The sequence below is a fragment of the Parasedimentitalea psychrophila genome, from assembly GCF_030285785.1.
Lineage (GTDB): Bacteria > Pseudomonadota > Alphaproteobacteria > Rhodobacterales > Rhodobacteraceae > Parasedimentitalea > Parasedimentitalea psychrophila.
The window spans coordinates 4,593,657-4,607,200 of the sequence record NZ_CP127247.1 but is presented as its reverse complement, the minus strand read 5'-3'; the positions used below and the strand labels follow the sequence as shown (position 1 = coordinate 4,607,200).

The following is a 13,544-nucleotide window of genomic DNA, read 5'->3' as shown; positions in this document are numbered from 1 at the left end:
CGCAGTGTCGCATGTGAGATGATTGCCAAAGCTTGCAATGGGACGGACCGTGAAGCTTTGCTCAAACACGGCCCGGTCCTTCAAGCTCGGTCTGGTAGCCAAACAGCGCCGGCAACCCGCCGGTGTGCAGCATGACAACTTTTTGGCCGGGCTGGATGCGCCCCTCTTTCAGCAAGCCCAAAAGGCCGGCGAAGGTTTTGGCGGTATAGACCGGGTCCAGAAATACGCCCTCGGTGCGGGCCATCAAGGTCAGCGCCTCGCGGGTTGTGTCGCCAATTATGCCATAGCCCGGGGCCAGTGCGCCGTCCCATGTCAGAATGTCGTTCAGGGTCAGACTGGGGCCGAAACCCATCATATCCGCCAGCTTTTTCAGCACTGTTTTCAGCCGGGCGGATTGCTGCTCCTGGTCGCGCCTGACGCAGATGCCATAGACCGGCGCGGTTTGCCCAACCAGGCGCAATCCGGTCAGCAAGCCGGCATGGGTGGCGCCGCTGCCCGAGGGCACCACTGCCACGTCGAAATCACTGATTTGCCGGTTCAGTTCCTCGCCGCCGAGGACATATCCCAGCGCCCCAAGCGGCGGATGATCAATGCCAAGATGGATCACATAGGGCCTGCGCCCTTCGGCCCGCAATGTCTCGGCGCGTTGGTGCAGCGCATGGTCGGCCCCCGCTTCATCCTCGCCCATTGGATAGCTGATATGCTCAGCTCCAAGGATCTTGCCGAGCAACACGTTACCGGAACTGTGATACAGCGCGCCCATGTCCGGCACCCGCTGTTCCAGTTGCAAGACAGCTTCAAGGCCCAGACGCGCCGCAGCGGCGGCGGCAGAGCGGACAAAGTTTGACTGCACCGCACCGGTGATCAGAACCGTATCCGCCCCCTGCGCCAAAGCCTCGCCAAAGTAAAACTCCAGCTGGCGGGTCTTGTTGCCCCCCAGTCCAAGCCCGGTCAGATCGTCGCGTTTGAGCCACAGATCAAGGCTCAGCAGATCAGACATCCGGTCCAGCCGTTCCACCGGTGTTTCGCTGTTGAGCAACCGCCTGCGGGGGAAGCGCTGCAGCATATCCTTGATTGCCATGTGTTTTTCCTCTGGTTTAGCCGATCAGATAGGCGCGGCGAAACAGCACCGCGCAGGCCAGGATTGAGATAACTCGAATAGTGGTGGTGATAACGTGCTGTGGTAGTCTTGGGCCAATCTGGCGCCCCAGAATACTGCCAACAACCGCCGCCAGGGCGAAGGGGGCCAAATTGCTGGCGCCCGCAAAACTTTGCCAGTCCATCAGGGCATGCAGCGCAAAAGCCACGCCGTAAGCAACCAGCGCCACCGGCTGCACCAATTTGCGCGCCTCATGTGCCGGGCGGCCAACGGCCAGCAGCCCAAACATCATCAGCGGCCCCGGTGTCGCGGCCCAGACAGTCGCCAGCCCGGACAGACCCGACACCGCCCGATATCCAAACTGGCCAATGGCGGATTTCATCGGCACCAGAGTGGAGACCACGCCGATCAGCAACAACAGCGCCGTCAACGACAGAACAATCTGCTCAGACAGATAGGGATAGACCAGCACCCCCAGAACAATGCCCGCGAGGCAGCCCAAAATCGCCTGTCCGATCAGGCTGCGGCCACTTGCCCAGATCCGTGCATCCACGGCGATGACCGAGACCAGCGTGTTCAGCATCAACAGCACCGGCACGGCGGTGGCTGTGCCCAGCAAGACCATCATCAGTGGCGCTACAACAATGCTGAATCCCACCCCAACTCCGACCTGCAGGGTGGCACCGGCAACGATGGCCAGAAGCAATAAGGGCAGGTCAGCAAACAAACGGATGTCCCTGTGGTAGGTTTCGCTGTCAGAGTTATCACCGCAGAGCATAAGTTAAAAATCATCTTGTTGTATCTTATGATACAAAAAGGGTATCAATCCTCATGCGTATTACGGCTCGACAGATCGAACTTTTCCAGATGGCCTACCGTCATAGGTCCACCCGTAAAGCTGCAAATGCGCTGAATATTTCACAACCCGCGATCAGCCGCGCGGTGGCCGATCTTGAAGCTGAAATGGCGGTCGCGTTATTTGACCGGGCAGGGCGCAAGTTTGAGCCGACCGCCGCCGCGCACAGCCTGAGCGCCGCAATCAGGAGCCATTACTACGGGATTGACCGGGTTGTGGAGGCGGCCAGCCTGATCGCCAGCGGCACCTTTGGTGTGCTGAATGTGGTCGCTCTGCCTGCCGTTGCGGATACCGTGGTGGCCCGCGCCGCTGCAACGCTGATGGCGCGCCATTCAAAACTGCGCATCGACATTGATGTGATGGGGGAACAGGAGTGCCTTGCTATGCTGCGATCCGGTAATGCGGATTGTGCGGTCATCTGTTCGAGCCCTAGCGATGCTGGCTTTACCAGTCGCTTGATCCGCGAAATCAGACCGGTTGCTGCGCTGTCAGCAGAGGACCCACTGGCGGCGCAGCGAGAGGTCTCGCTGCAGCAACTTGCGGAAAACGATCTGGTGATGCTGCCGCCGGACAGCCCCTTTCGACGGGCGCTTGAATTGGAACTGGCCAAATCCCGGATTTCATTCAGCGTGCGGGCCGAAGTGCGAACCCAATCCGCGCTGGCGGAGTATGTGATCAGCGGCATCGGACGGGGAGTGATCGACCCGCTGACAGGGGCGATGTTTTCTGCTGCGGCTCTGGTGCTGCGTCCGCTGAGGGCCAGCCTGATTTGGCCGATCAATCTGGTTGCGCCTGCGTCAACCATGGCCCTTCCGGTCACCCAATTGTTGCTGGATGAACTCAAGCCTGACTGATGTTTTTGCTGTCTGATTGGGCCGCTATCCCAATTGGCTCCGATGGCGGCCACAGTCACGGCCGGGAAAACCGGCCGCAGTTTTTCCCGGCCTATATTATCCGCACTAAATAACGACGCCGACCCCGAACGATGGGGCGGAGTTTCCCCCGCCCCGAGGGTCAGCGACCCAAGTGTCTACTCCGACTAAAAGTCCTGCCACAGATCCCTTGCGGTATTGTCGGTCATGCTGCGCCTTGTTGGCGCGGCGGCGATTTCATCCGTCTGCCAGTTGGTATCGACAGGGGCCGGACTGTCGTTGGGGGCAGGTGTCGACGGGACGGAGCGCAGCGGGGCGCTGCTGCGGCTGGCCGATATTTTAAACTGGGCCACCGTTTCGGACAGTTTGCTGGCATCGGATTTCAGCAAGTGCCCGGCGGCGGTGGATTGTTCTACCATGGCGGCGTTCTCCTGCGTCACCTGATCCAATTCGACCACCCCGGTATTGATCTCTGCCAAACCGACGGACTGTTCCCCCGCGCCGACGGCAATATCTGTGACCAGCTTGGAAATATGGCCAATGCGCCCGGCGATGCTGTCAAGTGCTGCGCCCGTTTCACCGACCAGGGCCACGCCTTGTGCGACCTGTTTTGCGCTGTTGTCGATCAGGGCTTTGATCTCTTCTGCGGCATCCGAGGAGCGTTGCGCCAGCGCGCGAACTTCTGATGCGACCACCGCAAAGCCGCGCCCGGATTCACCTGCTCGGGCCGCTTCGACACCGGCGTTTAGCGCCAGCAAATTGGTTTGGAAGGCGATGTCGTCAATTACTTTGATGATCTGCGAAATCTGGCTCGAAGACTGCTCAATCTCGGTCATCGCTGAAACCGCGCTTTGCACCACGATGCCGCTGTCTTTGGCCTCCTGCTGCGCATCTTCCATGATTGTCTCAACGCTGCGGGCGCCCTTTGCCGCTGATTTGACGGATGCCGTCAACTCATCCAGCGCGGCGGCTGTCTGTTCAAGGGTTGCTGCCTGACTTTCAGTCCGCCGCGACAACTCGTCAGAGGCCTGACTGATCTCGCTTGAACTGCCAAAAATGCTGCCCGAAGTTTCGATCACTTGCTGCAGGGTGTCACTTAGCGTGGTCACGGTTGTATTGAAGCTTTTACGCAGATCTTCATACTCAACCGGAAAGCTGTCTTCGATGGCGCAATCCAGATCGCGGTCGGCCAGGCGCGATAGGCCTTGATCCAGCGATTTGATAACAGTGGTGCGATCCGCCTCGGTTGCGGCGAGACTAGCATCGGCGCTCTGCAGTTCGGCGCGGGTTTTCTCCATCGCCTGGTTCAGCAAGCCGATCTCGTTCTGTGTGTCCAGAAAGGCTGGCGTGAAGTCAAAGTCTTTGCGCGACAGCCGGTCCAAATCCTGCTGCAAGGCTCCGAACTGGGTGTCGAATATGCGGATCAGGCGTATCCCGAGACCGCTACATGCAGCAATTGCGAGGAGAACGATCAGACCTGTTAATGCAAAAGTAAAAAGAGCGCTACGCGCCTCAGCCGAGGCAATATCAGTCATTTTGGTGGCGATTGATCCTTCGATTTCATAAAGATGGCTGATCCACTTTGTTGATAGATTAAACCATTCCAGACTGGTCAGATCGGGCGCATTGCCGCCAGGTCCGGCGGCCAGCACCGCCTGGCGAAGACCCTGTAATGGACTCTCCCTTAAAAATTTCTGGATATCCAGATCAGGTAAATGCTGTGAGAGCGCAAGCTGGGCAACATGAAGCATCCGCTGTTCTGCGGCGCCTTTTTCGGAAAAATTGCGATAGGCAGGCAGGTCAAACTGACCCGAGCTAAACCCAGCTGCCCCAGCGGCACGCTGAAGCCCTGCAGCCTCCTTCGCCGCACTTAGCGCAACAAGACCTGATGCAAATCTGACGATACGGGGATTCTCCTGCCCCAACATCCGGTTGCCGGCCTCATCCAAGAGCGCAGCAATGATATTGGTGTAATAGGCACCCATTTTCGGAGCAACGGTTTTCAGCGCGTCGATATCACGCCGCATGTTTTCAAGCGCGTTTAACTGGGTTTGCACCGACTTGGCGGTTTCGGAAATGGCACTATCAACCTGCAGCCGGGTTTTGATTAAATCATCGCGAAAGTTGCTGCCGCCAGAGGCGAGAAAACCAGCCGATTGTCCGCGTTCAACTTGCAGTAAATGAGCCATGTTAGTCAATTTCACGGCATCGCCAGTATTTTCCTGCGTTTTCTGCGCGTTGGAAAAACGAGTGAAATCCGCTTTGCCTTTCATACTGCCAACGACCGCAAGGCCAATAAGAGGAATAGCTATCAAGGAGAGAATATATGATCGTAGCTTCATTGGTGGTAACTCCACATTGGTGCATTTTTTGTTGAATTTATCGCGGTAAATATTTGGGTCTCAGAGGGAGATTTAGTGTGTGTACGTCGTAAAAGTCAGATCGCAAGAGACACTTGATATGTTAAATATTGGTCAACTTGAATGTTATTTTCCATTTATAGCCGGACCTTACCGGTGGTATTTGGTGGAAAAAACGGTGAATTTTCGGGTGTTCGAAAGTGTCGGATTGCCTCGATTTTACGGGGCAATTCGGTTTTTTTGATGATATCAGTCCTGCTTGAGTGGGGCGGAAAATAAATTTGGCGAATTGCCGGGTCGATTTAGTGGTGTAAATATGCGAACTAAATACATGTTTTGATGGGTTGCATTTGGCGAATTTAAAATGATTGATTTGATCGTTCTGATGATCCGCCGCAGTTCCAGTACAATCCCGGTGCAATAACCCCGCGATCGCCGGGTGTGGCGTATTGGGATGAAAACTGCCGGGACACAACCGTCAAGCAAAGGCACCACATCAAGGGGGTGTATTTCGGGACCGAAAAAAAGATAAAAGACCGCAAAATACATTTTTTGAAATTCGACTGGCTGCGGTCTTTTCGTCGTCGGCAGGTATTTGAGAAAAGAGCGCTGCCTTTCAGGCCTGCCTATCGTGGCAAAGGCCCGCCGGGTTGCAGGACGTCAAGACAAGTAGGCCAGAGCCGGTTGCTGTTTGGGGAAGACCCCTGAGCGGTGCAACCGGCTCTGGCCGAGATTAAAGACCCTGGGTTAGAAATCCTGAATTAAAAGTCCTGCCAGGTATCTGCTTTGCTGGGATGAGCGGTAGCTGCGGCCGCGCGAGGCCGCGACTCGGGGGCGATGTCCCAGTCCGTCCCATGGGCCGTTGGAGTGGTGAAATCGACCAGGTTGGCGGTGCTGCTGACGGCGGGCTTGCGACCGTCGATATTGAAATGCGACACCAGTTGCGACAGTTTATTGGCATCGGTGTTCAGCAGGTGACTGGCCGCCGTGGCTTGCTCTACCATCGCAGCGTTCTGCTGGGTGACCTGATCCAACTGGGTCACGCCGAGGTTGATTTCCCCCAACCCGGTGGATTGTTCAGCTGTTCCAACCGCAATTTCCGACACCAGTTGCGCGATATTGGTGACGCGGTCGGTAATGCTGGTTAGCGCATCGCCTGCTTTGCCAACAAGTTTAACACCCTGATCGACCTGTTTAGAGCTGTCACCAATCAACGTCTTGATCTCCATCGCCGCATCCGAGGAGCGCTGCGCCAGGGCGCGCACTTCGGAGGCCACCACCGCAAAGCCACGTCCTGCTTTGCCCGCGCGGGCCGCCTCGACCCCGGCGTTCAGCGCCAACAGATTGGTTTGGAATGCAATATCGTCAATCACGCTGATGATCTGGCCAATATGGCGGGCCGAACTTTCGATCCCGGTCATGGCTTCCACTGCGTTCTGCACTACGGCGCCGCTTTCTTCGGCCTCTACTTTGGCTTCGTTGACGATGATTTCAACGCTGCGTGTGCCCTCGGCAGCCGATTTGACACTGGTGGTCATCTGTTCCAGCGCCGCTGCCGTCTGCTCCAGTGTTGCGGCTTGGCTTTCGGTGCGTTGCGACAGATCATCCGAGGCCTGGCTGATCTCTGTGGCCCCATCGCGGATACTGTCGGCCGAGCTGATTACCTCGACAATGGTCGAGCTGAGGGTTGCCAGGGTGCGGTTGAAGTCGCTGCGCAATTGTTCGTAGTCGGCCGGGAACGCGGTGTTCAATGGGCTTGAGAAGTCACCGGTGGAGAGGTTGACAAGGCCGAGGCTCAATTGTTCGACCACCACAGACTGCTCGCGTTGCTGCTCGGTGCGTTCTTCCTCGGCGCTGCGTGCCAGTTTCAAGTCATCCCGCAGGCTGTGCAAAGCCTTACCGAGTTGGCCCAGTTCGTCGCCACGGTCTGCTGATGGGATGTCGTGGTCAAGATCCCCTGAAGCCACGTTATCCATGCTCTGACAGATTGTTGCGATTGGTTGGGTAATGCTGCGCGCAAACAGCCATCCCAGGAAAGACATCACCACCGCGCAGATTATTGAGGCAATCAGTAGCTTGTTGCGCTCTGCAATGACCGGCGCCATCACCTCAGCCCAGTCTTGCTCGGCCACCAGGGCCCAGTGACCCTCATGGAAGTCGACGGCGTCGGAAAAGGCGATAACCTGCTGTCCGTTCAGGCCGATGGCATCATGAAAAAATCCCTTGCCGCCGTCCAGGGCAGAAGAGATTTGCTCACTGGCCAGCATCTCTTGGAGAACCTGAAACCCGCCATCAAAGCGCGAGGTAGTGCGGGCCCGCATATCCTTTCCGACCAGATAGACCTCAACACTGTCGCCCTGGCCGGCAGAATTATTGGTGATATTGGTCAGCAACTCGACAGGCAGCTGAAACGAAAGCACGCCGATAGCATCTCCGCGTTCGTTTTGGATAAGGGTGGAGATAAATGCGGCCGCATCGCCATTGCTGGGCGCATATCCTTCAAGATCTGAAAAGTGGATCTCGCCCGGAGCGCCGCTGGTGGCGGTGCGGAATACCTCTCCGAGGCCAGAATTCTGGTAGGGACCAGTGAGCAGGTTGGTGCCATAGTCGGCCTCTTTGAACACGGAATAAATAATGTCGCCTGCCATGTTGATCAGAAAGACATCATAATAGCCCTTGGTTTCCATCAGGACCCGCAGACCTGGGTGAAACCCTTCATGGTGATTATTATACGAGGAGTCCCCGGGCGCCCGGGTCAACAGGTGTTTCTGGCCCAGCGGATTTGGGTTGTCGTTCACATATGCCTGGCGCAGGGTTTCACCCGGATCGCCATTAATTTCGGTCCAGCTCTTGTTGAACTCTTGCAGCGCCTGTGCCGTCGAGGGCGCCGCTGCCATCGTCAAGATGTCGGCATCAACACCGTCCATAAAGGTGGTCAGGGCCAATTCACGATCAGCGACAATTGCCTGAAAATGTTCTTCGGTGCTGGCAACCGTATTGCTCTTGAAGCTCATGTTACTGAGCGAAACGAGGATGGTGGCCATAAGCACACCAAATCCCACAAAAAACATTGGCAGCTTATGCGCAAGTTTGATTGAATTAAAGGATGTCATCGGGGTCTCCTGTAGGAACGTGGTTCGGTGTGGCAGTTGGCTGGGTCAGGATCTCACTGAGACCGGCGATCTGCGGTTGTGTTGGTCTGGGGGGCTGATTGTGAGGGTGCCTGACGCCGGGGGTGCCTTTTCCTGCGGGGCCAAGGCTGCCCCGGCACCCGCAGGCAAGCTGGGCGTCAACCTGTTGGCCCTGGCGTCAGTGCGCTCAACACCGGCGTTGCGCGGGGGGCATTTTACAGGCTTGGGCGCTGACCCGATGCGCCATCAACCCTGTTACTGCAGGGCTCAATGAAATTATTATTGTCGTCTTCATTATAGTTTTACCCTTTTGGGTTGATAGTGGTCCTGTACTTGCGTGTCAGGCGGTCCATTGGGTTGGCGGCGCCTCAGAAACCGGCATGAGCAGGTATCTGCAGTGCTATTGGTGTCTCTGGGGCAGAGGCTGTCCTGTCCTGTCTCGGGGGGCGGGGACCCCTTGCTGACCTGGCTGTGACGCCGGGCCAAACGGCTGTGTGTTTTTGAGATTGCGACCGGCAGCAATGTCCGTAGGGGGTTCTCCTCTACGGGGATGTGATGATTGGTGGTCCGGGCGGATGTCGTCACGTAAACCGTGAGGGTTACGTCTAGCTTTCCTGCTACATGGGGTTTCTATTGTCCATGATGGCTCCTTCGACTTTGTGTGCTTGTTGGGTTATTATGTATCTGGATCATTAAATTCCCGTAAAATTACGGTGATCGCCCTTGGTAGAGGGGGATAGGGTCTTTCTTGACGAGTGACCGCTGATAAAAAAGGATAGTTTCGATTGTCGGGCTGTTCTTTTTCTTGCCGGGCTCGCCCCCGGGAAGAAAATATTTGCCTTGCCGGACCGGGATCACATCCCAGCCCGCCTGGACTTGCGACGCAAAACCGGGTCTCGCGGCTCTGCCGCCAAACCAATTCAGCTTTCAGGGTGTTAACGACGGTCTTGTCGGTTGAATTATTGTCGTAAATTCCGCTGCTGCTGATCCCCAGCGCGGCAGCGCCCCATGGTTTCAGGTGTCTGTGGACTGTCTGTTGATCAATGTTGAGATCCGCGATCCGTCCGGGGGGGGGATGTCTGAAGACGGGCCGCCCAACATCACGACCGAGACCAGAATTCTTGCGTGGCAAAGTCACCGGTCCCGGGTGTTTTTCAGGGACAGCCGCGCTGCATCACTGGCGGGCCCGCTCAAGGGTTCGGCGGGCTTGTGCGATGACCGGGGTGTCAATCATCTGGCCCTCCAGACGAAAGGCTCCCCGGTTGGTGGCGGCAGTGTCGAGGACACGCTGTGCCCAGGCAACCTGATCGGAGGTCGGCCGGAACGCCTGGTGGATCGCCGCGATTTGGCGCGGATGAATGGCCAACATGCCGGTGAAGCCAAAGCCATGCGCCCTGGCGCAGGCCTGGCGCAGGCCTTCGCAATCGTCGATGCGGCTATGAACCCCATCAACCGGGGCGCAAATTCCTGCGGCACGCGAGGCAATGGTGAGGGTGGCGCGGGCGTGATCCAACAGGCTGATCCCATGCGCGGTATCGCCGTCAATCCCGAGGTCCAGCGCCAGATCAATGGTGCCAAGCACCAGCCGTGATACCGCAGGTGCGGCGGCGATCTCATTGGCGGCGATCACCCCTTTGGCGGTCTCGATCAGCGCCAGCACCGGCTTGCCGGTGGCGGCGCCAACCGAGGCGCAACACTTGGTACTGTCAACCTTGGGCAGCATCACCGCATCGACGCGCGGGTGGCTGGCCAGGGCGATATCCGCTGGGTGATCCACATGGGTTGCATCATTGATGCGCAGGCAGATATGGCCGGATTTGGCGCGGTCCAGCCAATGGGCCAAGGCCACCCTAGCCGCCGCCTTGGCGGCAGGCGCCACCGCGTCCTCCAGATCGACGATGATGCCGTCAGCGCCGCTGGCCAGGGCCTTGTCGAACCGTTCGGGACGGTCGGCGGGCACAAATAACAGGCTCCGGGCGGTGGTCAGGCCGCTCATATGGCACCATCGTGTTGCAGCGTCGCAATCACCTGTTGATCGATGCCCAGTTCCGCCAGGATGGCCCGGCTGTGTTCGCCAAGTTGCGGCACCGGGCCCAGGCGCGGCGCAAAGGCATCGCTGCGTCCCGGTGGTAACAATGTCGGGATCGGGCCGGCCCCAGTGTCCACTTCGCTCCAGCGCTGGCGGGCGTGCAGCTGTGGATGCGCCCAAAGCCCTGCCATATCATTCATCCGCGCATTGGCGATGCCGGCGGCATCGAGCCGCTCGACCAGCTGGTCACCGCTCAGACCGGCAAAGCTGGACAGGATGATATCGCGCAGGCTTTGCTTGTTTTCCGACCGCAACGCATTGGAGGCAAAACGCGGATCACTTGCCAGCGCGCTGTCTTGCAGGACGGTCTGGCAAAAGGCCTGCCACTCGCGTTCGTTCTGCAGGCCCAGCATCACCACCTTGCCATCGCCGGCGGCAAAAGGCCCGTAGGGATAGATGGTGGCATGGCTGCCGCCATTGCGTTTGGGCGGCGGGGCCCCGTCATAGGCATAATACATTGGAAACCCCATCCATTCGGCCATCGCCTCCAGCATGGATATGTCGATGGAGGCGCCTTCGCCGGTCTTGCCGCGCTGGATCAGAGCCGCGAGAATATTGGTATAGGCATACATCCCGGCGGCAATGTCAGCGATCGAAATCCCCGCCTTGGACGGTGTCTCCTCATCGCCAGTGATTGACAGAAAACCGGCCTCGGCCTGGATCAGAAGATCATAGGCTTTGCGGTCCTTGTCTGGTCCGTCCTCGCCGTAACCCGAGATATTGCACACGATGAGGCCGGGATTGTCCGCCTTTAGCGCCTCGCGCGACAGCCCCAGTCGCGCCGCTGCCCCCGGTGCCAAGTTCTGCACCAACACATCCGCTTTGAGCAATAGTTTGCGCAGGATAGCGCCGGCCTCGGGATGTTTGAGATCCAGCGACAGGCTTTCTTTGGAGCGGTTTGTCCAGACAAAATGAGAGGCCAGGCCGTTGACGCGGCTATCGTAGGCGCGGGCAAAATCACCGACGCCGGGGCGCTCCACCTTGATTACCCGGGCGCCCAGATCGGCCAATTGGCGGCTGGCAAATGGCGCCGCAATCGCATGTTCCAGCGACACCACGGTGATGCCATCCAGCGGCCTCATCAAAACGACCTCGGCAGGCCAAGCACATGTTCGGCGACATAAGACAGGATCATATTGGTGGAAATCGGCGCCACCTGATACAGCCGGGTCTCGCGGAACTTGCGCTCCACATCATACTCAGTAGCAAAGCCAAAGCCGCCGTGGAATTGCAGACAGGCATTTGCCGCCTCCCAGCTGGCCTTGGCCGCCAGGTATTTGGCCATGTTGGCCTGCTCACCACAGGGAGCATGGGCATCGAACAACCGGCAGGCCTCCCAGCGCATCAGATTGGCGGCCTCCAATTCGATCTTGGCCTCGGCGATGGGGAACTGCACCCCCTGGTTCTGGCCAATGGGACGGCCAAACACCGTGCGTTCCTTGGCATAGGCGGTGATCTTGTCGAGAAACCAGAACCCGTCGCCGATACATTCGGCGGCAATCAGGGTGCGCTCGGCGTTCAGCCCGTCGAGGATATAGCGGAACCCCAATCCTTCCTCGCCGATCAGGTTTTCGGCGGGGATTTCGAGATTGTCAAAGAACAGCTCATTGGTCTCATGGTTGACCATGTTGGAGATCGGTTTGACCTCCATACCATTGCCGGTGGCGGCCTTGATATCGACAATGAAAATCGACATCCCCTCAGACTTGCGCGTTACCTCGGCCAGCGGTGTAGTGCGGGCCAGCAGGATCATCAGATCGGAATGCTGCACCCGGCTGATCCAGACCTTTTGGCCGTTGATGACATATTTGTCGCCTTTTCGCACCGCGGTGGTCTTGATCTTGGTGGTATCGGTGCCGGTTGTCGGTTCGGTCACCGCCATAGATTGCAGCCGCAGCTGGCCACTGGCGATTTTGGGCAGGTAATGCCGTTTCTGGACGTCTGATCCGTGCCGCAACAGGGTGTTCATATTATACATCTGGCCATGACAGGCACCGGCATTGCCGCCCGAGCGGTTGATCTCTTCCATGATGATCGAGGCCTCGACCAATCCCAACCCCGAGCCGCCGAATTCTTCGGGGATCAGCGCCGCCATCCAGCCCTCAGAGGTCAGCTTATCCACAAAGGCCTCGGGGTAGGCTTTGTCTTCATCCACCTTGCGGTGATATTCTGCGGGAAATTCAGCGCAGAGCGCGCGCAGGGCATCGCGCAGATCCTGATGGGGGTCGGTCATTTTATGTCCTCTAAAGTGGCCGTTCCGGTCATTGCCAGCGCGCCATCATGGCGGCGGACCCAAAGTTTGACTGTGCCGTCATCGCCGGGTTGCCCGTGGACGGAAAAATCATCGGTATCGAACAGCGGCGATACCGCGCGAAATTCAAAACCTGCGATCTGCGCCTGGGGCCGTTCACGCCGCAGAAGGTCAAGCAGCAGCGTGGCCAGAAGCGGCCCGTGCACCACAAGACCGGGATAGCCTTCGGTGCTGGTGCAGAACGGTAGGTCATAGTGAATGCGATGGGGGTTGAAGGTCAGCGCGGAGTAGCGAAACAACAACGTCGGGTCAGGCGAGATGAGCCGGGAAAAGGCACTGTGATCCGGGGCTTGTACTGGCTCTGGAGGGACAGATCCCGGCTCAGGCGCGGCGCGGTAGACGATATCATGTTCTTCCTCGATGCCCTGCACAGCGCCATCAAACAGCTGATGGCGCACTGTGACAAATACCAGATCGCCACTGCGCCCCGCCTTGTGGTCAACAGAAGTGACGGTTGAGAGTTTGCGCAAGGCGCGCCCGATCCGCATCGGCGCCATCCATTTCAGGCGACTGCCAGCCCACATGCGACGCGGCAGAGGCACCGGCGGTAAGAAGCCGCCAAGCGCGGCATGTCCGTCATAGCCTGCATCCTCCAGTTTGTGGATTGGTAGAAAATGCAGCCAGTGCCACAGCGGGGGCAGCGGGGTCTGCTCGCCGTAGATCGGATCATCACGGTTCAGGGTGGCGGCCAGCGCATTGGACGGAAACGGCGCGATATGCTCGGTCACGGTCTGCGAGCGCCCGATCCAATCGCTAAGATGCTTGAGGTCGATTGTCATGATTTCTCCTGCCGGGCTTTCAAACAGTATGGTCGATTTTTTGCGTT

9 protein-coding genes are annotated in these 13,544 nt (G+C 58.1%); 1 reads left to right on the top strand and 8 read right to left on the bottom strand.

Annotation, left to right across the window (positions count from 1 at the left end; translation table 11 throughout):
• Positions 1-61: 61 nt before the first annotated feature.
• Together QPJ95_RS22225 and QPJ95_RS22220 are read right to left on the bottom strand one after the other, a co-directional pair.
• Positions 62-1,081: a D-cysteine desulfhydrase family protein gene (locus QPJ95_RS22225; RefSeq protein WP_270920095.1), complete on the bottom strand. Its 1,020-nt coding sequence runs from the start codon at positions 1,079-1,081 to the stop codon at positions 62-64.
• Between the two features lie 16 nt (positions 1,082-1,097).
• A complete protein-coding gene (locus QPJ95_RS22220; protein ID WP_270920096.1) occupies positions 1,098-1,826 on the bottom strand; it encodes a TSUP family transporter in 729 nt (242 codons plus the stop codon).
• Between the two features lie 104 nt (positions 1,827-1,930).
• Here QPJ95_RS22220 and QPJ95_RS22215 point away from each other — a divergent pair, with 104 nt between their 5' ends.
• Positions 1,931-2,809 carry a LysR family transcriptional regulator gene (locus tag QPJ95_RS22215; protein WP_270920097.1) on the top strand — a complete coding sequence of 293 codons (879 nt, stop codon included), beginning with the start codon at positions 1,931-1,933 and terminating at the stop codon, positions 2,807-2,809.
• A 185-nt stretch (positions 2,810-2,994) separates the two neighbouring features.
• Here QPJ95_RS22215 and QPJ95_RS22210 read toward each other — a convergent pair whose 3' ends face one another.
• The 6 genes from QPJ95_RS22210 to QPJ95_RS22185 all read right to left on the bottom strand — a co-directional run bounded on the left by QPJ95_RS22210 (position 2,995) and on the right by QPJ95_RS22185 (position 13,497).
• The gene (locus QPJ95_RS22210) at positions 2,995-5,169 is read right to left on the bottom strand and encodes a methyl-accepting chemotaxis protein (RefSeq protein ID WP_390922795.1); all 2,175 of its coding nucleotides are present in this window, start codon (positions 5,167-5,169) and stop codon (positions 2,995-2,997) included.
• A gap of 779 nt (positions 5,170-5,948) precedes the next feature.
• Positions 5,949-8,300: a methyl-accepting chemotaxis protein gene (locus QPJ95_RS22205; protein WP_270920099.1), complete on the bottom strand. Its 2,352-nt coding sequence runs from the start codon at positions 8,298-8,300 to the stop codon at positions 5,949-5,951.
• A gap of 1,192 nt (positions 8,301-9,492) precedes the next feature.
• Complete coding sequence (locus QPJ95_RS22200) at positions 9,493-10,314, bottom strand: HpcH/HpaI aldolase/citrate lyase family protein (RefSeq protein WP_270920100.1); 822 nt, start codon at positions 10,312-10,314, stop codon at positions 9,493-9,495.
• On the bottom strand, positions 10,311-11,489 hold the full coding sequence (locus QPJ95_RS22195; protein ID WP_270920101.1) for a CaiB/BaiF CoA transferase family protein: 1,179 nt from the start codon (positions 11,487-11,489) through the stop codon (positions 10,311-10,313). Before QPJ95_RS22195 ends, QPJ95_RS22200 begins: the two co-directional genes overlap by 4 nt.
• Positions 11,489-12,640 (bottom strand): acyl-CoA dehydrogenase family protein, encoded by a 1,152-nt coding sequence (locus QPJ95_RS22190; protein WP_270920102.1) that lies wholly within the window; start codon positions 12,638-12,640, stop codon positions 11,489-11,491. The genes QPJ95_RS22195 and QPJ95_RS22190 overlap by 1 nt, the downstream gene beginning before the upstream one ends.
• Complete coding sequence (locus QPJ95_RS22185) at positions 12,637-13,497, bottom strand: FAS1-like dehydratase domain-containing protein (protein ID WP_270920103.1); 861 nt, start codon at positions 13,495-13,497, stop codon at positions 12,637-12,639. Before QPJ95_RS22185 ends, QPJ95_RS22190 begins: the two co-directional genes overlap by 4 nt.
• Positions 13,498-13,544: the final 47 nt, after the last annotated feature.

Excerpts from the sequence above, each read along its gene's own strand:
- QPJ95_RS22225 (WP_270920095.1), bottom strand. The coding sequence starts at position 1,081 with ATGGCAATCAAGGATATGCTGCAGCGCTTCCCCCGCAGGCGGTTGCTC.
- QPJ95_RS22215 (WP_270920097.1), top strand. The coding sequence starts at position 1,931 with ATGCGTATTACGGCTCGACAGATCGAACTTTTCCAGATGGCCTACCGT.
- QPJ95_RS22210 (WP_390922795.1), bottom strand. The coding sequence starts at position 5,169 with ATGAAGCTACGATCATATATTCTCTCCTTGATAGCTATTCCTCTTATT.
- QPJ95_RS22205 (WP_270920099.1), bottom strand. The coding sequence starts at position 8,300 with ATGACATCCTTTAATTCAATCAAACTTGCGCATAAGCTGCCAATGTTT.
- QPJ95_RS22200 (WP_270920100.1), bottom strand. The coding sequence starts at position 10,314 with ATGAGCGGCCTGACCACCGCCCGGAGCCTGTTATTTGTGCCCGCCGAC.
- QPJ95_RS22195 (WP_270920101.1), bottom strand. The coding sequence starts at position 11,489 with ATGAGGCCGCTGGATGGCATCACCGTGGTGTCGCTGGAACATGCGATT.
- QPJ95_RS22190 (WP_270920102.1), bottom strand. The coding sequence starts at position 12,640 with ATGACCGACCCCCATCAGGATCTGCGCGATGCCCTGCGCGCGCTCTGC.
- QPJ95_RS22185 (WP_270920103.1), bottom strand. The coding sequence starts at position 13,497 with ATGACAATCGACCTCAAGCATCTTAGCGATTGGATCGGGCGCTCGCAG.